Origin of the sequence: Paenibacillus sp. TAB_01 (assembly GCF_043945595.1) — a bacterium.
Lineage (GTDB): Bacteria > Bacillota > Bacilli > Paenibacillales > NBRC-103111 > Paenibacillus_S.
On sequence record NZ_JBIFNP010000001.1, the window covers coordinates 630035 to 653772 of the forward strand.

Here is a 23738-nt window from a genome sequence, read left to right on the forward strand (position 1 = left end):
GATCATCCATTTGGATATGGATATTGAAACGAGCTGTGTTCCTATTTCCAGAAAATAGGTTGACGCTCACACACCAGCTGCCTATACTAAAAGCGCGAGCATAAGCGGAAGCGAGCTTTCAGCAAAGCGGAATGCAGTCGGTGAGCGACATGGATTTTATGCTGTAGGACGCGGAGTCGGGGATAAAATCGTCGAAAAAGGATCCATACACACATAGGTGACTTTTTCAGCAAACGGGAGAAGAGGCAGGGCCATTTTTTAGAGCAAAAAGAAAGCGCTTTATCTATTTCTGTTAAGCTAGACTTAGCGCCTGGAACGCGAAGCTCACAAACACGGACGGAGGAGAGGAAGATGAGTATGCGAATCGCCGAAGGGGTATGGCCGACGATGGTCACTCCGTTTACGGAAGACAACGAGATCGATTACCCGGCCTTGGAACGGGCGGTCGAGTGGTATATCGGCCGGGGAGTCGACGGGCTTTTTGCGGTATGCCAGTCCAGCGAAATGTTTTTTCTTAGCTTGGAGGAGCGGGTACAGCTTGCGGCCTTCGTAAAAGAAAAAGCCGGAGGGCGCGTTCCCGTGATTGCCTCCGGACACATTTCAGACAGCCTGGAGGATCAGGCGGAGGAGCTGCAGGCCATCGCAGCCACAGGAATTGATGCGCTGGTGCTGCTGACGAACCGGCTGGCCGCGCAGGACGAATCGGACGACGTATGGCTTGCCAACCTGCAAAAACTGCTGCAGCGGCTGCCGGAAGACATCCCTCTCGGGTTCTATGAGTGCCCGTTTCCGTACAAGAGGCTTATTTCTCCTGAGCTGCTCCGGTGGTGCGCGGGCACAGGCAGGTTCTTGTTTCTCAAAGATACGAGCTGCGACGTAGAGAGCATGAAGGCTAAGCTGGAAGCCGTACAGGGCACCGGCTTGAATATATATAACGCGAACTCGGCGACCCTGCTGGAGACGATCCGGCTGGGAGTCACGGGATACAGCGGTGTGATGGCGAATTTTCATCCCGAGCTGTACGTTTGGCTGATGCGCAATGGAGCCGCCCAGCCTGAGCGAGCTGAAGAGCTGAGCAATTTCCTGAGCATTGCCTCGCTGATCGAGCGCCAGCTTTATCCGGTGAATGCCAAATATCATTTGATGCTCGAAGGGATTTTCAATACGTTGGTTTCCCGCACCCGGAATCAAATTGAATTCACCGCGACCTACCGGCTTGAGGTAGAGCAGCTTCAAAGGTTGACGCAGACCGCAGCCGAACGGATACGGATCGGAGACTCCGGGCACCAAGCATGAGCAGAGGGAAGTTACGGGTGAGCTTGTTCATGTAAAGACGGAGAATCGGCAAGTTTGCGGTATGAAGAAAACCGATAGGTTCACATACAAGCGGAGAGCCGAACGGTTTACAAATAAGTCAGGCTGGATAACCGGCCCCCTGTAACGTGTAAAAGCGCTGAATCCGATAGGCTTGATGACCAAGCCGGTCGATCCATCCGTCCGTAAGGACAGCCTTCGCTGCAAGGAAAAAGGGAGGCTGGCTTGAGCGAATTGTAATTTGCGATTAAAGAGGTCGTTTTATCGGTAAAACGACAGGCTGTCGAGAAACCCGTCTTTAAGTGAAAAAGGAATACAGACGCAGGTGGGGTATCTTCCGGAAGAGTTTAAGTCCGCCTTTGAAATCCGTGAAAATACCTTTAAATTTAATCGAGTTCGCGGGTTTCAACAGCGGCTGGAGGAGGATACCCCACCGGAGTATCACACAAATTCTGGGTTTCTCGACAAGCTCGCGTTTTATCAATAAAACGATTTCATTTTATGGTAAGATAGGACATGTCACGATCAAATTATGAGATGAAAGGAGGCCATTTCCATGATTTTTGGCGATATGGCTCATTTCGAGCAGGAGAAGCAGACGTATTCAGGACATATCCGCAGAGGCCTCGATGCTATTTTTTCACTGAACCTGGCAGACAGGGCAGCCGGCAAATACGAGATCGACGGCGAGCGGATGTTCGCGCTGGTGCAGGAGATAGAGACGGAGCCTGCGCATAAGCGGCGGCCGGAATCCCATGAGACGTATGCGGATATTCAATTCCTGATCAGCGGGGAAGAGGCGATCGGCGTAGCGAAGCTTTCGCCTGAGCTGCCGGTGAGTGAGGATAAGCTCTCTACGCACGATCTCGTATTTTACGAACGGGTCGACAATGAGCTGATGCTGAAGCTGCGTCCAGGGCAGTTCGCCGTATTTTATCCTTCGGACGTGCACCGTCCTTGCTGTCAATTAAACGGACCGAGTGCGGTAAAGAAAATTGTTCTGAAGATTCATAAGGACTTATGGAATTCTTAATCAACGGCTCGACGCAAAGCGAAAGCTCCTTGTTCGTTTGAACAGGGAGCTTTTTTGCTGTTACAAGGGATTTATGGCGGTGAAAATATGGGGAACGGTATGGAGTAAGAGAGCCGTGCACGGCACGAGATGCGGTACAAGAAAATACAATGCATTATTATGCACAGTACGGAATAATGCTGGTCATAAACTGCCGGGACAAACGTACAATGAAATAAAGGCGGTCTACGGCGCTTATTACGACTGCGAAGAAGCGGAAGATAGACAGCTGAACTGAAGCAAAGGGCTGTTGGCCAAGCTTGCGGCGATTTTTTTTTCACAGGGGCATTGTGTGGAAATAATTTGTATAGTACAATCGAGTTAAGCGCTTAACTCAAGGAGATTAAGCGGTTAATCTCTTAAAGGATGAAGGGAGATGGCGGCGATTACGATTCGACTGACGATGGCGCAGGCTTTGCTGCGTTTTTTAGACCAGCAGTACATTTCGGTAGACGGACAGGAAACGAAATTCGTTCATGGCGTTATGGGTATCTTCGGGCACGGCAATGTAACCGGTATCGGTGAGGCGCTGGAGCGAAGCGCGGGCGATTTGGTATACATTCAAGGCAAGAACGAGCAGGGGATGGTTCATACCGCAGCCGCTTTTGCCAAGCAGCATAACCGCAGGAAAATTATGGCCTGCACGAGTTCCATCGGCCCTGGCGCTTTGAATATGATTACAGCCGCGGCGACGGCGACGGTCAACCGGATTCCGGTGCTGCTGCTGCCCGGCGATAACTTCGCTTCCCGGCAGCCCGATCCGGTGCTGCAGCAGCTGGAGGTGCAGGGAGACTATACGGTGTCGGCGAACGATCCGTTCAAGTCGGTCAGCAAATATTGGGATCGCATCGTCAGGCCGGAGCAGCTGATGACGGCGGCCGTTCAGGCGATTCGCGTCCTTACGGACCCGGCTGAAACCGGCGCGGTGACGCTGGCTTTGCCGCAGGATGTGCAGGCGGAAGCGTACGACTACCCGGAGGCGTTTTTCGAGAAGAAGGTTCATTACATCGACCGCAGACCTGCTGCGGCACAGGCGGTAGAGCGGGCGGCGGCGCTGGTCGCCGGGAAAAGCAGGCCGCTCCTTGTTGCGGGCGGCGGCGTGCTGTATGCTTCCGCGGCAGAGGAGCTGATCCGGTTCGCGGAAGCGTTCGGGATTCCGGTGGCGGAGACGCAGGCCGGGAAAAGCGCTTTACCTTGGAACCATCCGCTGAATGTCGGAGGGATCGGCGTCACCGGCTCGCTGGCAGCGAATGTGCTTGCGAAGCAGGCAGACCTGATCATCGGCGTCGGCACGCGGTATTCGGACTTTACGACAGCGTCCAAATCGGCTTTCACCAACCCGGACGCACAGTTTCTTAATATTAATATCAGCGGCTTCGATGCCGTCAAGCTGAATGGAGAGGCAATCACCGCAGATGCCAGGGAAGCATTGAAAGCGCTTCATGAAGCGCTTGCCGGACAGGGATACCGCAGCGGCTACGGCGAAGCGGAAATTGCCGGGATGAAGGAGCAGTGGGACCGCGAGGTCGACCGGCTGTACAGCGCGGAGTGCGAGGCGGGGCTGGCTCAGACCCGGGCGCTTGGCGTGGTAAACCGGACGATCGACCCGTCGTCCGTCATCGTATGTGCGGCAGGCAGTCTGCCGGGTGATCTGCACAGACTGTGGAGAGCGGCGGAGCCGAAGACGTACCATATAGAATACGGCTTCTCCTGCATGGGCTATGAGGTCAGCGGGGCGTTCGGGGCAGCGCTGGCCGATCTGAACCGCGAGGTGTACGCGCTGGTCGGGGACGGCAGTTATCTGATGCTGCATTCGGAGCTAGTCACGAGCCTGCAGGAAGGACGCAAAATAACCGTAGTGCTTTTCAACAATCACGGCTTCCAATGCATTCACAACTTGCAAAGAGGCCACGGCAGCGACGGCTTCGGCAATGAGTTCCGCTTCCGCGAAACGGAGACCGGAAGGCTTACCGGCAGCTACCTGCCGATCGATTTTGCCGCGCATGCCCGCAGCCTGGGATTGAAGGCTTATAAGGCCGGGACGGCGGAGGAGCTGGAAGCGGCGCTGCTGCAGGCCAAGAACGAGACGATCTCGACATTGATCGAAATTGCCGTTGTCCCGGGGACGAACACGGACGGCTACGAGTCCTGGTGGCAGGTCGGCGTACCGGAGGTATCCGTCAGCGGCAAAGTGCTGTCGGCGTATGAAGAGATGAAAGCCCGGATTCAGGCGGCGCGGTTATTTTAACATGATAGAATTCATATGTTTTCGGGGTCCCCGCAAAGTACCTGAGTCCGCTTCGAAGTGTAAGCTCCACTTTGTGGGGTTATTTTAGAGCAAAGGCAGGAGGAAGGACATGAAGATAGAGAAGCTGCCGTTCCGGCTTGGCGTCCATCCGATCAACTGGGTCGGCGAGGATGTAAAGGAGCATGGCGCGGACACGACATATGAGCGCATTTTGGACGATATTCAGGCTCTGGGGCTCACAGGCACCGAGATGGGGCGAAAATATCCTGCGGACATCGCTGTCTTGAAGCAGGAGCTGTCGAAGCGGGGCATCCAGCTCGTGTCGCAATGGAAATCGGTGCTGTTCTCCGATCCGGCTTACAGGGAAGAAGAGCTTCGCGCTTACCGGAAGCACGCGGAATTTCTCCAAGAAATGGGCAGCACGGTGATCAGCACGGCTGAGGTCGGCGGCTCGCTGCATTTTGATCTGCGGCGTACGCCGAATGAGAAAGAGGTGCTGCGGCTCGACGAAGCGGGCTGGCGCAGCCTGGCGGAGGGGCTGAACGCTGCCGGAGCGATCGCGCAGGAGTACGGCCTGAAGCTGACCTACCATCACCACGGCGGGACGGTTGTCGAGCAGCCGGACGAGATCGACCGGCTGATGGAGCTGACGGACCCGTCGCTCGTTTACTTGCTGTTCGATACGGGGCATGCCTACTATGGCGGCGCCGATCCGCTGACAGTGCTGCGCAAGCATTACGACCGGATCGTGTATATCCACTTGAAGGATATCCGGCAGGAAGTGCTGGATGAAGCGCGGGCTGAGCAGGCCAACTTTATTACCTGCATCCGCAAAGGGGTGTTTACCGTCCCAGGGGACGGATGTCTCGATTTCTCCCCGGTATTCCAGGAGCTGTTAAACCGCGGCTACAACGGCTGGGCGATGCTCGAAGGCGAGCAGGACCCTGCGGTCCACAATCCGTATGAATATGCGCGCAAGGCGCTTCGCTATATTGAATCTCTCACCTCAAACGAAGGAAGGGTGTAAGCCATGACGTATGTAAACTTTGCCGGCGCGGAGAAGCCGCTGGATTTTGTAGCTATCGGCCGTCTCTGCATTGATTTGAACGCGAACGAAATTCATCGCCCGATGGAAGAAACGATGACATTTACGAAGTATGTCGGCGGCTCTCCGGCCAATATTACGATCGGCATGTCCCGGCTTGGCTTGAACACAGCCTTTATCGGTAAAATCGCCAACGACCAGATGGGCCGTTTTATCGCGGACTATTTGCGCCGCAATAACATTTCCACTGCCAATGTCGTGAACGATACGACAGGTGCGGTGACCGGCCTTGCGTTCACCGAGATCAAAAGCCCGACCGACTGCAGCATTCTGATGTACCGGGACAACGCAGCCGACCTGCTGCTGACCCCTGGCGAAGTACAGGAGCAGCTGATCGCTCAAGCGAAGGTGCTGCTGATCTCGGGCACGGCGCTTGCCAAAAGCCCGTCGCGCGAAGCGGTGTTCCAAGCGCTTGCTTATGCGAAAAAGCACGGCGCCGTCATCGTGTTCGATCTCGATTACCGCCCTTATACATGGACATCGCCGGAAGAAACGGCAGTGTATTATAACCTGGCCGCAGAAAAATGCGACATCATCCTCGGTACCCGGGAAGAATTCGATATGATGGAGCGCTTCGAGGATAACCCGGACCACAGCGACCATATTACCGCGTCCAAATGGTTCGATTATTCCGCCAAAATCGTCATCATCAAGCACGGCAAGGACGGCTCCATCGCCTATACGCAGGACGGCGTCGGCCACCGCGCCCAAAGCTTCCCTGCCCGCGTCGTTAAAACGTTCGGCGCCGGCGACTCTTACGCCGCAGGCTTCCTGTACGGCGTCATGCAGGGCTGGACGCTGGAGAAAAGCATGGAATTCGGCAGCGCCGCAGCCTGCATCGTTATTTCCAGCCACAGCTGCTCGGACGCGATGCCGACAGCCGACCAGGTTCATGATTACATCGAACGCTGCAACCGCGGCGAGATTACGGCTTCTTAGAGCTTTACGCCTTTTTATCTTATCACCGATGCTTGTGAGATTGTTAGGAGAGAAGCTTCAACTCTCCATGTACCATATAAATAAAAACGGATCGACGTGAATGAACGATTAGACTGGGAGCTTATAGAGGGCTTGCTTCCGATCCAACGGAGAGGCAAAAGACCGTTCTGGAGAAGCGTCATCGCTTGCCTTTGTCCCCGGATTTCTGCTTTGCGAGAAGTATAACCAGGAAATCCGGGGACCACAGCGATCGGAAGAAGGGCCTTGGACTCGCAGCGGTAGGGGCCTTTTATCGCCATACGCCCCTTTTCCCGGAAATTCTCCATTCACGTTCGATCCCAAGGGAGCGCACAAACCATGACACAAACCTTAAAAAACTTCATCGGCGGCGAGTGGGTCGAGTCCCGTTCCACCCAGTCCGAGCCCGTCTATAATCCGGCAACCGAGGAAATCCTCGCTTACGTGCCCATCTCGACAAGGGCTGAACTGAACCAGGCCGCCGCCAATGCGAAGGAAACATTCCGGAGCTGGAGCCGCACCCCAGTGCCGCGCCGCGCCCGCATTTTGTTCAAGTACCAGCAGCTGCTCGTCGAGCATTGGGAAGAGCTGGCGCAGCTCATTACCCGCGAGAACGGCAAAAGCTACAACGAAGCTTACGGCGAAGTGCTTCGCGGCATCGAATGCGTTGAATTCGCAGCCGGCGCTCCGTCGCTCATGATGGGCAAGCAGCTGCCGGATATCGCCTCCAACCTGGAATCCGGCATGTACCGCTATCCGGTAGGCGTTGTCGGCGGGATCACGCCGTTTAACTTCCCGATGATGGTGCCCTGCTGGATGTTCCCGCTGGCGATCGCCTGCGGCAACACCTTCGTGCTGAAACCGTCGGAGCGCACGCCGCTGCTGGCGAACCGTCTTGCGGAGCTGTTCCAGGAGGCCGGACTGCCGGGCGGCGTGCTGAACATCGTCCATGGGGCGCATGAGGTCGTGAACGGCATCCTCGAGAGCCCAGATATTAAAGCGGTATCGTTCGTCGGCTCGCAGCCTGTCGCCGAGTACGTCTATACGAACGCTTCCCGCCACGGCAAGCGAGTACAAGCATTAGCTGGAGCGAAGAATCACTCCATCGTAATGCCGGACGCCGATCTGGACCTGGCGGTCAAAGAAATCGTCAACGCCGCCTTCGGCTCGGCGGGCGAGCGCTGCATGGCCTGCTCCGTCGTTGTCGCCGTCGGAGAGATCGGCGATACGCTGGTGAACAAGCTGATCGAGGCCGCCGACAACATTACGATCGGCAACGGTCTGGAGGAAGGCGTATTCCTCGGGCCTGTCATCCGCGGCTCCCACAAGGAGCGTACGCTGAAATATATCGGTATCGGCGAGAATGAAGGAGCGCTGCTGGTCCGCGACGGCCGCAAAGACTCTGCTGCTGCAGAGGGTCAGGCGGGATATTTCGTCGGACCGACGATTTTCGATCAGGTGCAGTGCGGTATGGACATCTGGAAGGATGAAATCTTCGCACCGGTGCTGTCTATTGTCAGAGTGAACACGCTGGAGGAAGCGATTGAGCTTGCCAACCAATCGGAGCTGGCGAACGGAGCTTGCCTGTTCACTACCAGCGGCAGCGCAATGCGCCAGTTCCGCGAAACGATCGATGCAGGCATGCTTGGCGTCAATCTGGGCGTACCGGCTCCGATGGCGTTCTTCCCTTTCTCCGGATGGAAAAAATCTTTTTACGGCGACCTGCATGCGAACGGCATGGACGGCGTCGAGTTTTATACACGCAAAAAAATGGTTACCGCCCGCTGGTAAAAGCGGTATGGATGAAATGGGAGCTTTCGCTTTCAGGAAAGTGCCGGAGGGAGTGAGCACTTGAATGCGGCTCAGCAGCGTTTGGATGCAGCGGGAAGCTCGCGCAGCCTTATATGGCGTAGGGGCCGCTGGGGATTACTTGCCCGGACTCTCATTTTTTTCGAGTCAAGGAAGGAGCTGTACACAACATGACGCTGGTATCAATGAAGCGGATGCTGAACGATGCCCTGGACGGCGGGTATGCCGTCGGGCAGTTTAACTTAAACAACCTGGAGTTTACCCAGGCGATTCTGCAGGGGGCGCAGGAGGAACAGGCTCCGGTTATTTTGGGTGTCAGCGAAGCTTACATCCCTTATATGGGCGGACTGCCCTGCATTGCGGGCATGGTGAAGTCGCTGATCGGGCATTACGGTATTACGGTGCCCGTCGCGCTGCACCTGGATCACGGTTCGACCTACGATGTCTGCATCCGGGCGATCCATGCCGGGTTTACGTCGGTGATGATCGACGCCTCGCATCATCCGCTGGAGCAGAACATCGACATCACCCAGCGCGTGACGCAAGCTGCGCATGTGCTGGGCGTCACGGTCGAAGCGGAGCTTGGCCGCATAACGGGCCGCGAGGACGATATCGTCGTGGACGACGCGGAGGGCATGTATGCGCTGCCTGACGAGTGCGTCCGGCTCGTTAGGGAAACCGGCATCGACTGCCTGGCTCCCGCGCTTGGCTCTGTACACGGCCCCTACCGGGGACAGCCGAAGCTCGGCTTCGACCGGATGGGGGAAATCCGCAGGCTGACGGGGCTGCCGCTTGTACTTCACGGCGGCAGCGGCTTGCCCGATGAGGAAATCCGTCAGGCGATCTCGCTCGGCACCGCCAAAATTAACGTAAATACAGACAATCAATCGGCCTGCACGGCGGCCATCCGGACTTATTTGAACGAGCATCCCGAAGCTTACGATCCGCGCAATTATTTGATCCCGGCCAGGGAAGCGATCAAAGCCTCGGTCAAAGCGAAAATCCGTCTGTTCGGCTGTGCGGGAAAAGCGGAGGGAGCACGCTATGAAAGCAATTAAAATCGGTATCATCGGCGCGGGAAGGATCGGCAAAATTCACGTGGATAACCTGCTGCGGCTGCCGCAAACGGAGGTTGCCGCGGTCAGCGATTTATTCGCAGGCCCGGAGCTGGCAGCATGGGCAGCGGAGCGGGGCATCGGCACGGTGACGAAGAACAGCCAGGATATTATCGACGATCCGGAAATCGACGCCATCTTCATCTGCTCTTCCACAGATACGCATGTCCCGCTGATAAAGCAGGCGGCACAGGCAGGGAAGCATATTTTTTGCGAAAAACCGGTCAGCATGAGTCTTGCGCTGACGGAGGAGGCGCTCGAAGCGGTACGGCAGGCGGGTGTGATGCTCCAGGTCGGCTTCAACCGCAGGTTTGACCATAATTTCAAGCGTGTGCGCGAATGTGTACAGAACGGGACGATCGGGGAGACGCATATCGTGAAGATTACGTCCCGCGACCCGAATCCGCCGCATGAGGATTATATCAAAGTATCCGGCGGGATTTTTATGGATATGATGATCCACGATTTCGATATGGCCCGGTATTTGTCCGGCAGCGAGGTCGAGGAGGTTTATGCGCAGGGCAATGTGCTGATTCATCCGGTGTTCGCGCAGCACGGGGACGTGGATACGGCTATCGTGACCCTGAAGTTTAAGAACGGCGCCCTCGGCGTAATCGACAACAGCCGCCAGGCGGTATACGGCTACGATCAGCGTGTGGAGGTATTCGGCTCCAAGGGGAGCGCAGCGGCCTCCAACGATCATCCGAACACGGTGGAGATCAGCACGGCGGATAGCGTGATGCGCGATAAGCCGCTGCATTTTTTCCTGGAACGGTATAACGAAGCGTACGTGGAGGAAACGAAAGCGTTTGTCGACTGCATCCTGCACGATAAGCCGGTGCCGGTGGACGGCTACGACGGCGTACAGGCGGAGCGCATAGCGCTTGCGGCGAAGCTGTCCAGCCGCCTGGGGCGTCCGGTGAAGCTGAACGAGCTGCAGGAGCTGGTTCGCCAGTCGGCCGAAACGGCAGCGGCGGAACCGGAATCGTCGGCGTCTGCGTAGTCCCGGCTGCGAGCCGAAGGAAAGTCAAATCGCGATGATATCGAGAGGAGGAGCTGTATCATGTCGCAGTTGATCGTAAAGCCCGAATCGTCACCGAACGAAGAAGGGGTCGTGATCGATGTGACCCCGCAATCCGCGGGGTGGCAGTATGTAGGTTTTCAGGTAGTAAAGCTGTCGGAGGGGCAGATGCTGCGCAGGGAAACCGGCGATCAGGAGATTTGCCTTGTGCTGCTTAGCGGCAAGGCGGACGTGTCGACGGCACAGGAGCAATGGCTCGGCATCGGCGAGCGGATGAGCGTGTTCGAGCGCAAAGCTCCTTATTCGGTGTATGTGCCCAGCGGAGATAGCTACGAGGTGCGGGCTCTTACGCAGGTGGAGCTGGCCGTTTGCGCCGCTCCGGGCAGGGGCAGCCATCCGGCGCGCCTGATTGCACCGCAGCAGGTCGGTGCGGAAACGCGCGGCTACGGGAATATCGAGCGGTACATTCACAATATTTTGCCGGAGCAGGAGCCGGCGGACAGTCTGCTTGTCGTCGAGGTGCTGACGCCTAACGGCCATTGGTCCAGCTATCCGCCGCACAAGCACGACCGGGATGCGCTTCCGGAGGAATCGCTGCTGGAGGAGACGTATTACTTCCGCGTCCAGCCGGAGCAGGGCTTTGCGATCCAGCGGGTGTACACCGACGACCGGTCGCTGGACGAAACGCTGATCGTGCAGGACGGCCAAACGGTGCTGGTGCCGCGCGGCTACCATCCGGTTTCGGCGCCTCCCGGCTACGATGTATACTATTTGAACGTAATGGCAGGGCCGACGCGCACGTGGAAGTTCCATAACGATCCCGACCATGCCTGGATAATGACGCCGCCGAAGCCGGCGGAAGCGTAAGACCGGTTGCAAGTTTGCCTGATCGCATTCATAATGAATTCATGAACTTACCTAGTCTAAAAGTTTGGTGAACCGGCGGAGGGACGCGGGCTGTCCTGAATGAAAGCTTAGTGTTCACCAGATTTTTAAGGGAAACAGGAGAATCGTGATGAAGGCGACTATTTATGACATTGCCCGGGAGGCCGGTGTATCGATTGCGACCGTTTCGCAGGTCATTAACGGCAAAGGAAAGATCAGCGAGGAACGGCGCAATGAGATCATGGAAATTATGGAGCGGCTCAATTATCAGCCGAGCGTCATTGCAGCGGCGCTTGCCGGTAAAAAGACCTACACGCTCGGACTGCTTGTGCCGGATATCTCCAACCCGTTTTTTGCCGAAATTGCCAGGGCGGTCGAGGACCGCGGGCATCAGTTGGGCTACAGCCTGGTCATCTGCAGCACGGACAATAAGGATGAGCGGGTTGAGCGTTATTTGACGCTGCTCCAGCAAAAAAGCATCGACGGGATGATCATCGGTACGGGGATGGATAACAAAGAAATTTTGAACCCGCTGATGGAGAAGCAGATTCCGATCGCGATGATTGCCAGGGAGCTGCCGGAGCAGCCGGTGCACACGGTGGTTGTCGATGACTATATCGGGGGCAGGCTGGCGGCGAAGCATCTGCTGCAGCTGGGGCACCGCAAGCTGGCGGTCCTGGCGGAGCAGGCAAAGCTGTCCGAAGCAGCCGGGAGCGGGTGCGCGGATTTCGCGAGTCGCTGGCGGCCGATGGCGTTGAACTGCCGGAGCAGCGGGTGCTTCACTGCGACTTCGTCGTCGAGGACGGCAAGCGCAGAACGCTGGAGCTGCTGAAGCAGGACGATCGGCCGACGGCGCTGTTTTGCTGTAACGATCTGCTGGCGATAGGCGCGCTTCAAGCCGTGAAGGAGCTGGGGCTGCGGGTGCCTCAGGATCTGTCCGTTGTCGGGTTCGACAATACGATCCTGGCGTCCGTTACCGATCCGCCGCTTACTACGGTGGCGCAGCCGATGGAGGAGATGGGCCGGATGGCCGTCGATCTGCTCATTCAGGAGCTGAAAAAGGAGCTGACGCAGCCCAAGCAGCGAACCGTGCTCCGTCCGGAGCTGATCATCCGGCAGTCGACCTCGGCGCCGGGGCCGGAAAATCGTTTAACGGCGCAGCCGAGCATCTGGAAGTAGAGAAGGAAGGCGCTGCCATCCAAGGCAAAGCCACATGAAGTTATCAGGCTTCGCTGATCGGTAAAGCAGCGAAGCTGCGTTTGGAGCTGCAAGCCAACCGGAATGATCCGGTTGGCTTTTTTTGCGTGGAGCCGGAAGTATACTCCCGCAGAGAGGCGCTTTTGTGTATAAACAAACCGTAAACGCTTCCAAAATATACCTTCCGCGAGGTAGTAATTTTCTGTGAGAAAACATTACATAAGTATTGAATTTTACGAAAATTCCATATATAATTCTTTTAAACGAAAATTTCGTTTAATAATCGTTAATATGAAAGTAGCATAGGGCCTTTCCTCATTCGGCCGGTACGGCTTGCGATCACACCTCTTGATGAAAGGTCGGAATAGGGAGATGTCCAACATGGAAGTACGGATGGAGACGGATTTTTTGGGAAGTAAAGCGGTTCCAATTCAGGCCTATTACGGTATTCAGACGCTGCGCGCCGTAGAGAACTTCCCCATTACGGGCTATCGGATTCATGAAGAGCTCATTCGCGGGATGGCGATCGTCAAGAAAGCCGCAGCGCAGGCCAATATGGAAGCGAAGCAGCTTCCTGTGAAGCTGGGACAAGCGATTGTTCAGGCGGCGGAGGAAATCATAGACGGTCAGTGGCATGACCAGTTCATTGTCGATCCGATTCAGGGGGGAGCAGGCACCTCGATCAATATGAATTCTAACGAGGTCATCGCGAACCGGGCGCTGGAGCTGCTGGGAGAACCGAAAGGAAGCTATCTCAGCCTCAGTCCCAATTCCCATGTCAACAAATCGCAATCGACCAACGACGCTTTTCCGACAGCCATCCATATCGCCGTACTGACATTGCTGGAGAAGCTGCTGGGTACGATGCAGTCTCTGTACGAAGCCTTTTGCAAGAAAGCGCAGGCCTTCGATCATATTATTAAAATGGGCCGGACCCATCTGCAGGATGCGGTGCCCATCCGGCTGGGACAAGAGTTCGAAGCGTACAGCCGCGTGCTTGCAAGGGATATTCAAAGAGTGCGGCAAACGAAGGACCATCTGTATGAGGTCAATATGGGAGCTACCGCCGTCGGGACAGGCTTGAACGCCGATCCCGAATACATCCGGTCTGTCGTCGGACATTTGGCCGGGCTGAGCGGACTGCCGCTGAAGCATGCGGAGCATCTGGTGGATGCGACCCAGAATACCGATGCGTACACCGAAGTGTCGGGCGCCTTGAAGATTTGTATGATGAACATGTCCAAGGTAGCCAACGACATCCGGCTGCTGGCCTCCGGGCCCGGACCGGCCTGGGCGAGCTGAGACTGCCATCGAGACAGCCGGGTTCCTCCATTATGCCGGGCAAGGTGAATCCGGTCATGTGCGAGGTCGTGAACCAGGTGGCTTTCCAGGTCATCGGCAACGACCACACCATCTGCCTCGCTTCGGAGGCAGGGCAGCTCGAGCTAAACGTAATGGAGCCGGTACTGGTCTTTAATTTGCTGCAGTCGTTGAGTATGATGAGCAGCGTGTTCACCGTCTTCCAGAGCTACTGTCTGGAAGGCATCGAAGCCGACGAGGAGCGCTGCAAGGCTTACGTGGATCAGAGTGTAGGCGTTATTACCGCGCTCAACCCGCATTTGGGCTATGAAGCGGCGGCGCGCATCGCGCGTGAAGCGATCGAGACGGGGAAATCGGTCCGGGAGCTGTGCTTGCTGTATCAGGTATTAACGGAAGAGGAGCTGGACAAGATTCTGGATCCGTACGAAATGACGAAGCCCGGCATAGCCGGTGCCGTGCTGCTCGAACGGTAGAAAGAACACGGGGAAGGGAAGCTAATCAATAGGACCAGGGGGATGGCACAATGAAGCATTTAGCGCAGGCCGGCGCCGCGGCGCCTCAGAGACAATCGGGAATTTTTACTTGGGTAGAGCGAGTAGGGAACAAAATTCCGAATCCGTTTTTGCTATTCATTTATTTAATTGTTTTGCTAATGGTTGCTACATGTATTTTGTCCTACTTTCACATTACGGCATTTGACCCGGTAAAAAAAGAGCCTGTCGCAGTTAAAAATCTGCTGAGCGTGGAAGGGCTTCAATGGATTCTGCCGAATGTGATTAAAAACTTTACCGGCTTCACTCCGTTAGGCTATATACTGGCGCTGGTTATCGGCGTCGGTCTGGCTGAAAAGGTTGGCCTGCTGGAAGCGATCATGCGCAAAATGGCATCCAAGGTCGACGCCAAATTCGCCAGCTACCTGGTCGTCTTCATCGCTTTCTTCAGCCACGTGTCCTCGGACGCTGCAGTTGTTATTATGCCTCCGCTCGGCGCGCTGATCTTCCTGGCCGTCGGCCGCCATCCCGTCGCCGGTCTGCTGGCCGCCATTGCCGGGGTCGGCTCGGGCTTTACTGCAAACCTGCTGATCGTAACGACGGACGTGCTCTTGTCAGGCATCAGCGGCGAGGTAGCCAAATCCGTCAATACGGCGGCGACGGTCACTGTGCTGGACAACTGGTATTTTATGGCGGCCTCCGTTATTGTGCTGACGGTGCTGGCTGCGCTGATTACAGATAAATTTGTTGAACCGCGTCTCGGAAAATATGAGGGTGAAATGAACTTTTCGCTCGATAAGCTGACTGATACTCAGAATAAAGGTCTGCGCTGGGCTGGAATCGCAGCTATCGTTTATATTATCGTGGTGGCCCTGATGGTGGTGCCTCATGGCGGTATTCTGCGCGATCCGAAAACCGGCAGCGTGATTCCGTCCCCGTTCATGTCAGGCATTGTGCCGATTATTATTTTCTTCTTCTTCACCATTGCGGTCGTCTACGGGCTGGTAACGAAAGCGATTAAAAATCAGAACGACATTCCAAGCCTGCTCGGCGATCCGATGAAGCATATGGCCGGATTTATCGTGATGGTGTTTCCTTTGTCCCAATTCGTGGCGTTCTTTAACTGGAGCAACATGGGGAAATTTATGGCGCTGTCGATTATTGACGTGCTGGAGAAATTGAACATGACGGGCGTTCCGGTCTTCGTCGGCCTGATGTTCCTGTCTGCGCTGCTGACGATGTTCATTGCGAGCGGCTCGGCGATCTGGTCCATTCTTGCGCCTGTGTTCGTTCCGATGTTTATGCTGCTCGGCTTTCATCCGGCCTTCGCTCAGATCGTCTTCCGGGTAGCGGACTCCTCGGTCATCCCGTTCGCGCCGATGTCGCCGTTCCTGCCGCTGTTCCTGAGCTTCCTGCAAAGGTACCGGAAAGACGCGCAGCTCGGCACTTATTATTCGCTTATTCTGCCTTACCCGATTGCGTTCTTCATCGTATGGACAATCATGCTGATTGTCTGGTATATGCTAGGGCTGCCGATCGGACCGGGCGTCTATCCCCGGATGTAGTTAAACTAGGAGGAGATGAACCCAGTGGAACTGGATATTATAGCTATAAGACGCGATTTGCACGCCCACCCGGAGGTAGGATTTACTGAATTCCGGACGGCCTCGAAGGTTGTTGAGATTCTTCAGTCGCTTGGTTATGAAGTGGTGTTCGGACAGGACGCGATCGACGGTCACTTCACGCAGAGGGCTGCCCTCGGAGGAAGTGCTGGAGAACGCATACCAGCGGGCGCTGCGCGACGGCGCCAATCCCGAGATCGTCAAGCATATGCGCGGCGGCTACACGGCCGTCATCGGGACTTTGAAAGGCAGTGCGCCGGGCCCGACGGTCGGCTTCCGTTTTGATATGGACGCGCTGCCGATCCGGGAAAGCGCGGATGCCGATCACATTCCCCAGGCCGAGGGATTTCGCTCCTTATATGAAGGGAACATGCACGCCTGCTCGCATGACGGTCATACGGCCGTCGGCTTGGGACTGGCTGCGAAGCTCGCGGACGGCAGCTTTCACGGCACTGTCAAGCTGATTTTCCAGCCTGCCGAAGAAGGAGTGCGCGGCGCTTACGCGATGGTGCAAAAGGGATGCCTGGATGATGTAGACTATTTGTTCTGCCATCATCAAGGCACGGAGGTGCCCACCGGCGAGTTCCACGGCGGCGGACAAGGCTTTCTCGCCAGCACGAAGCTGGCAGCCCGCTTTTACGGCGTGCCGTCCCATGCGGGGGCTTCGCCCGAGAAGGGGCGCAACGCGCTGCTCGGTGCGGCAACGGCGCTGCTGAACATTCACGCGATTCCCCGCTTTTCCACAGGCTCGACGCGCGTGAACGTCGGCGTGCTGGAGGGCGGGACGGCGGCGAACATCATCCCCGAGTTTGCCCGGATGGTCGTGGAAACCCGCTCGGTTTCCGAGGAAGCGAACAACGAGCTGGAGCAGCGGGTTCGCAGCATTATCGCCCACAGCGCCGGCATGCACGAGCTGCGTCACGAGATCGATGTGATCGGCGCGGCGATTCCGATCCGCTGCGATGCTGAGCTGGTCAAGCTGGCGGTGGAGGAAGCCGGGCAGGTGAAAGGCTTCCATACGATCAAGGACAGCGTGGACAGCGCGATGGGCAGCGAGGACGCCAGCTTTATGATCCGCAGAGTACAGGAGCTGGGAGGCAAGGGGACCTATATGATTATCGGGTCGCACCTGCCGGCGCCGCACCATCATCCGAAGTTTGATATCGACGAAGTCATCCTGCCGCGGGGCGTAGAGCTGCTGCACCGCATTGCAAGACGCGTGCTGCAATAAACCGCTTAAGTCGGGCCGGCTTGCAAGCTGCCGGATTCGCGACAATTAGAGCCGAGGGCTGTTTCTCTTGAAGAAGAGAGGCAGCCCTTGCCTTATATGAGGATGCGTGTGTGAGGGATAAGGGGCTAAACCTGGACACGGTCTTTTTCCCCGGCTTTACCGGATGGTATAATGTACCTGATTATATAATTCATATAGAGGAGCAGAGCTATGGTGTATCGATTCGGAGTCATTGGGCCCGAGCCCTCCGTCCAGAAAATTTTGGACGTTGCCCGTGAAATGGAGACCGAGGCTCTCCTGGTTCCTTTTCCCTATGTGCATGTACAGGAGTCGAAGGCGCTGATCGAAGGCCACCATCACGAAGTCAACGGATGGCTTTTTTCGGGCCGATCCCTTATACATATGCCAAAGAGTTTTTGGGCGATCATGCCAATATCGTCTATTGCAAGCCAACCGGCGCCAGCTTATACAAGGCTATGCTGCAGATGTCGATGGATTTGGGACAGCTGAGCACCCGGATTTCGATCGATATGATCGATTCCGAGGATGTCGACTTCAAGGAATCGTTCTGCGAAGCCGGCATTCCTGTCGACAACATACATATGACCATGTTTAACGGGTCCAGCTACGACAAGCCCGACGAGCTCATCCGGTTCCATCTCGATTTGTGGAAGCAGGGAAAAACCGAAGCGGCGCTGACCTGCATGAACTTCGTCCACAGCTCCCTGCGGGAGGCGGGGGTTCCCGCCTATCGGATCGAGATGACCAAGCTCGACATCCGCCAAGCGATGCAGGTGATGATCGAGCAGGCGAAAAGCTCTTACTTCAAGGACACGCAGATCGGCGTGGAAATTATTGAGCTGGATCAGTTTGACCAGCTGGCCGACAAGACCATGACAAGGTATCATCTGCAGTATCTGGAGCTGAAGATCCGGCAAATTCTTCTCCAGCTATGTGAGAAAATCGACGGGACCCTCATCGACAATGGGAATGGACGGTACCAGATTTTCAGCTCCCGCGGAGCCATTGAACGCGAAACGGAAACGCTCAGAGATACGGTCCAGCACATCTCGCTGGAAGCGGATGTTCCGGTGGCTGTCGGCATCGGGTTCGGCAGCACGGCCTTCTCCGCCGAGAACAACGCCCGCAGAGCGCTGCAGCATGCCAAGGAAAAGGAAGAGCGGGGCATTGTCATCGTTCAGCAGGACGGGGTCATCGTAGAGGCCGTCGGGGAAGAGGACGAGCTGACCTACGCTTATCGTTCGCACGATAAGGAGCTGCTGGACAAGCTGGGTCAGGGCAATATCAGCATCAAAACCTATAAGAAAATCGAAGCGCTCGTGCAGCGGATGGGCTGGGACGGCTTTACCACCTCCGATTTGTCGGCGCATTTATCGATGACGCAACGAAATGCGCAGCGCATTATGGTCAGCTTATGCGAGCTGGGGCTGGCGGAGGTTCAGGGAGAGGAACTGCAGGCTGTGCGCGGAAGACCGAGAAAAATATACCGTCTGATACGAAACTAGATTGTTGGAAGAAGCATCCCGTGCGGATGCTTTTTCGTATTATTAGGTCAGCCAGAAAAATCTGGTTGGCCTTTTTTAGGTTCGGTATAAGATGGCGGTAGCCGGGAGAACGAGCGGCTTTTAGGGGGAAAACCCCGGAACAAAAACTGTTCTCCCACTGCCACCCAATAACCATGTTTGAGCTGGTAGAGACCTAGATCTCGTATCACAAGCGAAGCTATGGCGTTGGAGCTATCGTGGGAATGCCGGCGAAAATTCGTAAAGGAATGGTGGAATGGAACCAGTTGTAGGATTGGGTGTATCAAAAGGAATAAGTGTGGCTCAAGCATTCACTTCGCGAAATGAAGTGGCAGGGAAATCGAAGAGTATCGCCCACACGGAGGAAGGATTTGAAGAATTTGGAGAATGGCTTGAAGAACTGCGTCTAAAAACGGGAAAAGAACCAGTAGTGGTCCGTAGAAGCAACGGGGCATTACCATCGAGGGCTCGTAGCCTTTATGGAACGAAGTGGGGTTCGCCACATGGTCATTAATCCACTGCAATCCAAACGAGCAAAGGGCTCTCAACTACGAAAAGTAAAAACAGATACCGTAGATGCTTGACACTTAGCAGAGATGTACTACCGTGGCGACGTTAAACCTCATCGGCATGGAGATAAGCAGCTTTTAGAGCTTCAGCATCTTACAAGACAGCATGAGTTCATAACGGCGATGTATGTGCAAGCCAAGCTGAATATGCGGGCGTTACTTGACCAAGTCTTTCCGACCTTCGAAGGTGTGTTTTATGATCTGTATTCCCAAACAGCAATGCGAGTTTTGCAGCAATATTTGAGCGGGGTAGTGATCACAGAGGAGACCATTCTGGAAACCGTGCAAAGATCACACGGGAAAACCTGGATTCGAGAAAAGCTGGCACAGCTTCAAAGTGTGGCTCCAAGTCAAGGACGGAGCCCAGCACAAACGATAGCTTTGCAAAGTATGCTAGGCTTGCTACTTGCATTCCAAGAGCAACTGGGGCACTTGGAGCAGCAGATCGAGGAAACGGTCGCTGTGATCCCTGAAGTGGCTCTTCTTAAAACAATCCCGGGTGTTGGAGATAAATTGGCTGCCGCGCTGGTTGCCGAGATCGGAGACGCTACTCAGTTTGGACATGCCAAACAGCTTGTCGCTTACGCAGGATCGGGCCCTAGTGTTTTCAGTTCAGGAAAGTTTACGGCTACAAGCAGTAAGATCACCAAGCGAGGTTCTAAACGATTAAGGCGGGCGTTATACATCGCGGTGCAATGTGGTTTACGCAAAGGGAAAAATGAGCGGATCAAGGCCTATTATGACAAGAAAAAGAGAGAGGGCAAGCCCTACAAGGTGGCCGTGATCGCTTGCGCCAACAAGCTTCTCCATCACGTCTATGCCATCCTCACCCGAGGCGAGCCCTATCACACATAACCAATAAATTCCATAAACTTCCACGCCAATGGAGGTTTATTTGTCATTTCCATAAAAATTATAACAGAAATTCTTTTGGGTACCAAGATGGTGATGCTTGACAAACATTAGCTGGTTTTTGTTAGTTCTTATCTGCAGCCTCATTGAAATAAAAAGGATAAAACGGTATACTTATTATACGTAATTTTCGTAAAATATTCGTTAAATAAAAGGCATAAAAGGAGAGACTGGCAGATGAACGCTGTACAACACATTTCCGAGCTCATTGAGCGTAAGCGAGAGCAGTTTATCGAAATCAGCAACCAAATATGGGAGTTCGCCGAAACCCGTTTCGAGGAATTCCGTTCCGCCGAGCTGCTGTGCCGCGCGCTGGAGCAGGAAGGCTTTACCGTCGAACGCGGAGCGGGAGGCATTGAAACGGCATTTATCGCCAGTTATGGCAGCGGAAAGCCGGTGGTTGCCGTGCTGGGCGAGTTCGATGCCCTGTCCGGCTTAAGCCAGAAGCGGGCCAGCAGCGAGCAGGAGCCGGTCGTCCCCGGGGGCAACGGACACGGCTGCGGCCATAATCTGCTCGGTACCGGCGCGCTGGCGGCAGCGGTGGCGGTAAAACAGCTGATGGAGGAGCAGGGCATTGCGGGAACCGTGCGCTATTACGGCTGTCCGGGGGAAGAGGGCGGCTCCGGCAAAACGTTTATGGTCCGCGAAGGCTTGTTCGATGATATTGATTTTGCAGTCAGCTGGCATCCGATGGATTACAACAGCATCATGTCTATGAATTCCCTTGCCAACTATCAAATCTATTATAAATTCAAGGGAAAAAGCTCGCACGCGGCCGCTTCGCCGCATTTGGGAAGAAGCGCGCTCGATGCGGTGGAGCTGATGAATGTCGGCGTCAATTATTTGCGCGAGCACATCATTCAGGAAGCCAGGGTTCACTATGCGGTGACGAATACGGGCGGGCTGTCTCCGAACGTGGTTCAGCCTACGGCGGAAGTGCTTTATTTGATCCGTGCTCCTCAAATTTCGCAGGCCAAAGATATTTATGACCGCGTCAGCGATATTGCCCGGGGGGCGGCGCTGATGACAGGGACGGAAGTGCAGATCGTATTCGATAAAGCCTGCTCCAACCTGGTTCCGAATGAAACGCTGGAGAAAGTGATGTACCGGAAGTTCGAGGAGCTGGGCATTCCTCAGCACGATGAGCAGGAGCGGGAGCTGGCCCGGTCGGTACGGTCTACTTTGACCGATGCGGAGATCGCCTCCGCACCGAATATTCCTGCCGGCATGAGGGAGAAGGAGCTGGCGGACCAGCTGAACCCGTACGTGAACGGCTTGTTCCTGAGCGGATCGACGGATGTAGGCGATGTCAGCTGGATCGCTCCGACCGCGCAATGCACGACCGCATGCTTTGTAGTGGGCTCGGCTCCGCACAGCTGGCAGTGGGTATCGCTTGGGGCGACCTCCATTGCCCATAAGGGCATGCTCCATGCCGGTAAAGTCATGGCGGCGACCGTCATTGAAGCGATGCAGCGTCCGGAGCTGATGGAGCAGGCCAAGGCGGAGCTGAAAAGCCGCTTGAACGGCCAGGCCTACAGCTGCCCGATTCCTGGAGACGTCAAGGCTTCGGCCAAAAAATAAACTTAAATCGAAGGGGTAAAGGAGAACAGGCATTGGCATATAACAGTGTAATCGTAAGGCTGGAGCTGGACCATGCGAAGGTGAATTTTGGGGATGTGGCCTTCGCCATCAGTCAAGCGGGGGGCGATATTACCTCCATTGACGTCATTCGGGCCGGGCAGGAGAATTCGATCCGAGATATTACGGTCAGTGCGGCGGATACCAGCGAGAATGGAGTCGTTGAAGCGCTCCGGCAGCTGGACGGCATCCGTGTCATTAATACATCCGACAGCACCTTTTTGGCCCATTTGGGCGGAAAAATCTCGATTCAGCCTACCATGCCGATAAAGAACCGGGATGATCTGTCCAAGGTGTACACGCCGGGCGTAGCGCGCGTATGCGCGGCTATTTCCGAAAATCCGCAAAAAGCGTATTCGCTGACGATCAAAAGAAACACGGTTGCGGTAGTGACCGACGGAACCGCCGTGCTCGGCTTGGGAGACATCGGACCCGCAGCCGCGGCTCCGGTTATGGAAGGCAAAGCGATGCTGTTCAAGCAGCTTGCGGATGTAGACGCATTCCCGCTGTGCCTCGCTACACAAGATACGGAGGAAATCATCCGCACGATTAAAGCGGTGAGTCCGATCTTCGGAGGCATTAATTTGGAGGATATCAGCTCGCCCCGCTGCTTCGAGATCGAGACGCGGCTGAGCGAGGAGCTTGATATTCCGATTTTTCATGATGATCAGCACGGAACGGCTGTCGTCGTAATTGCGGGCTTGCTGAACGCGCTGAAGGTTGTCGGCAAGCAGATGGACGAAATCTGCGTCGTCGTCAACGGAGTCGGCGCTGCAGGCGTATCGATCTGCAAAATGCTTCTTGCCGCCGGCGTGAAGCGTCTCGTTCCCGTGGATCGGGAAGGAGCCATTGTGCGCGGAGAGCGCTATGCTCACCCGATGTGGCAGTGGCTTGCGGAGCAGCCCCAGGTAGAGTGGACTGCGGGAACCCTGCGGGAGGTGCTGCGCGGAGCCGACGTGTTTATCGGCGTATCGCGGGGCGGTCTGCTGGACGCCGAGGATATGCGGGGCATGGCGGCGGACAATATCGTGTTCGCGATGGCGAATCCGAAGCCGGAGATTGATCCGGAGGAGGCTCTGCCCCACGTCCGCGTATTTGCGACAGGCCGCAGCGACTACCCGAACCAGATTAACAACGTGCTGGTATTCCCGGGATTGTTCCGCGGCGCTCTCGACTGCCGGGCCCGCCGGATTAACGAGCCGATGAAGCTTGCGGCGGCCCGCGCTATCGCGTCGGTCGTCTCGGAGAAGGAACTGAATGAGCAGTACATTATTCCAAGCATATTTAACGAGCAGGTGGTTGCCAAGGTGAGAAGGGCTGTAATCGAAGCGGCTATTCTGACCGGAACAGCCCGCAGAATTCCGCCGGATTTCCGATAATCCGGTTCACCGTGAACGGGACCTGCCGTTCGCATCGCAGCCCGGCCAGTATAGCACTGGCCGGGCTTTTCTATAGCATTCTATACAAGTGCAGGCTCCCGCGAGACATAGATTCGAGATAAAGGGTTATTCTCCTTTCTCTTCATTTATAGTAGAGACAGCTTTCTTGTAAAGCCGCTATGACCTTATGAAAAATGGGGCAATGGGATGGTAGATATATCCATGACGAAGCTATATACGGATCATATATTACTATAGACAATCTGTTAGCTCTCAGTTCATAGATAAGGTAACGGGTTAGTCTAATCC

13 protein-coding genes and 4 pseudogenes are annotated in these 23738 nt (G+C 55.5%); all 17 read left to right on the forward strand.

The features are described 5' to 3' along the window. The first annotated feature begins 351 nt into the window (after positions 1-351). On the forward strand, positions 352-1296 hold the full coding sequence (locus ACHHV8_RS03135; RefSeq protein ID WP_395156667.1) for a dihydrodipicolinate synthase family protein: 945 nt from the start codon (positions 352-354) through the stop codon (positions 1294-1296). 574 nt (positions 1297-1870) lie between these two features. Continuing rightward, on the forward strand, positions 1871-2347 hold the full coding sequence (locus tag ACHHV8_RS03140) for a NanQ anomerase/TabA/YiaL family protein (RefSeq protein ID WP_395156669.1): 477 nt from the start codon (positions 1871-1873) through the stop codon (positions 2345-2347). Between the two features lie 415 nt (positions 2348-2762). Continuing rightward, positions 2763-4634, forward strand: a complete 1872-nt coding sequence (gene iolD / locus ACHHV8_RS03145) for a 3D-(3,5/4)-trihydroxycyclohexane-1,2-dione acylhydrolase (decyclizing) (protein WP_395156671.1) — start codon at positions 2763-2765, stop codon at positions 4632-4634. Positions 4635-4749: 115 nt separating this feature from the next. Then, entirely contained in the window at positions 4750-5661 is a 912-nt protein-coding gene (iolE, locus tag ACHHV8_RS03150) for a myo-inosose-2 dehydratase (RefSeq protein ID WP_395163410.1), read from the forward strand. 3 nt (positions 5662-5664) lie between these two features. Further along, the gene (gene iolC, locus ACHHV8_RS03155) at positions 5665-6678 is read left to right on the forward strand and encodes a 5-dehydro-2-deoxygluconokinase (protein WP_395156673.1); all 1014 of its coding nucleotides are present in this window, start codon (positions 5665-5667) and stop codon (positions 6676-6678) included. 357 nt (positions 6679-7035) lie between these two features. After that, the gene (locus tag ACHHV8_RS03160) at positions 7036-8487 is read left to right on the forward strand and encodes a CoA-acylating methylmalonate-semialdehyde dehydrogenase (protein WP_395156675.1); all 1452 of its coding nucleotides are present in this window, start codon (positions 7036-7038) and stop codon (positions 8485-8487) included. 188 nt (positions 8488-8675) lie between these two features. After that, complete coding sequence (gene fba, locus ACHHV8_RS03165; RefSeq protein WP_395156677.1) at positions 8676-9563, forward strand: class II fructose-1,6-bisphosphate aldolase; 888 nt, start codon at positions 8676-8678, stop codon at positions 9561-9563. Then, positions 9550-10623 (forward strand): inositol 2-dehydrogenase, encoded by a 1074-nt coding sequence (gene iolG / locus ACHHV8_RS03170; protein ID WP_395156679.1) that lies wholly within the window; start codon positions 9550-9552, stop codon positions 10621-10623. The genes fba and iolG overlap by 14 nt, the downstream gene beginning before the upstream one ends. A gap of 60 nt (positions 10624-10683) precedes the next feature. Continuing rightward, positions 10684-11508 carry a 5-deoxy-glucuronate isomerase gene (iolB, locus tag ACHHV8_RS03175; protein WP_395156681.1) on the forward strand — a complete coding sequence of 275 codons (825 nt, stop codon included), beginning with the start codon at positions 10684-10686 and terminating at the stop codon, positions 11506-11508. 148 nt (positions 11509-11656) lie between these two features. Next, a pseudogene (locus ACHHV8_RS03180) lies at positions 11657-12705 on the forward strand (LacI family DNA-binding transcriptional regulator). A 390-nt stretch (positions 12706-13095) separates the two neighbouring features. After that, positions 13096-14516: pseudogene (gene aspA, locus ACHHV8_RS03185) on the forward strand (aspartate ammonia-lyase). A gap of 50 nt (positions 14517-14566) precedes the next feature. Then, a complete protein-coding gene (gene abgT / locus ACHHV8_RS03190; protein ID WP_395156683.1) occupies positions 14567-16099 on the forward strand; it encodes a p-aminobenzoyl-glutamate transporter in 1533 nt (510 codons plus the stop codon). Positions 16100-16114: 15 nt separating this feature from the next. Continuing rightward, positions 16115-17387, forward strand: a pseudogene (locus tag ACHHV8_RS03195) (amidohydrolase). Between the two features lie 371 nt (positions 17388-17758). Then, positions 17759-18913, forward strand: coding sequence for a hypothetical protein (locus ACHHV8_RS03200; protein ID WP_395156685.1), 1155 nt, complete (start codon positions 17759-17761; stop codon positions 18911-18913). A gap of 274 nt (positions 18914-19187) precedes the next feature. Next, positions 19188-20355: pseudogene (locus ACHHV8_RS03210) on the forward strand (IS110 family RNA-guided transposase). 234 nt (positions 20356-20589) lie between these two features. Continuing rightward, on the forward strand, positions 20590-21993 hold the full coding sequence (locus ACHHV8_RS03215; RefSeq protein WP_395156687.1) for a M20 family metallopeptidase: 1404 nt from the start codon (positions 20590-20592) through the stop codon (positions 21991-21993). Positions 21994-22025: 32 nt separating this feature from the next. Beyond that, positions 22026-23429, forward strand: a complete 1404-nt coding sequence (locus ACHHV8_RS03220) for an NAD-dependent malic enzyme (protein ID WP_395156689.1) — start codon at positions 22026-22028, stop codon at positions 23427-23429. The last annotated feature ends 309 nt before the right edge of the window (positions 23430-23738 follow it).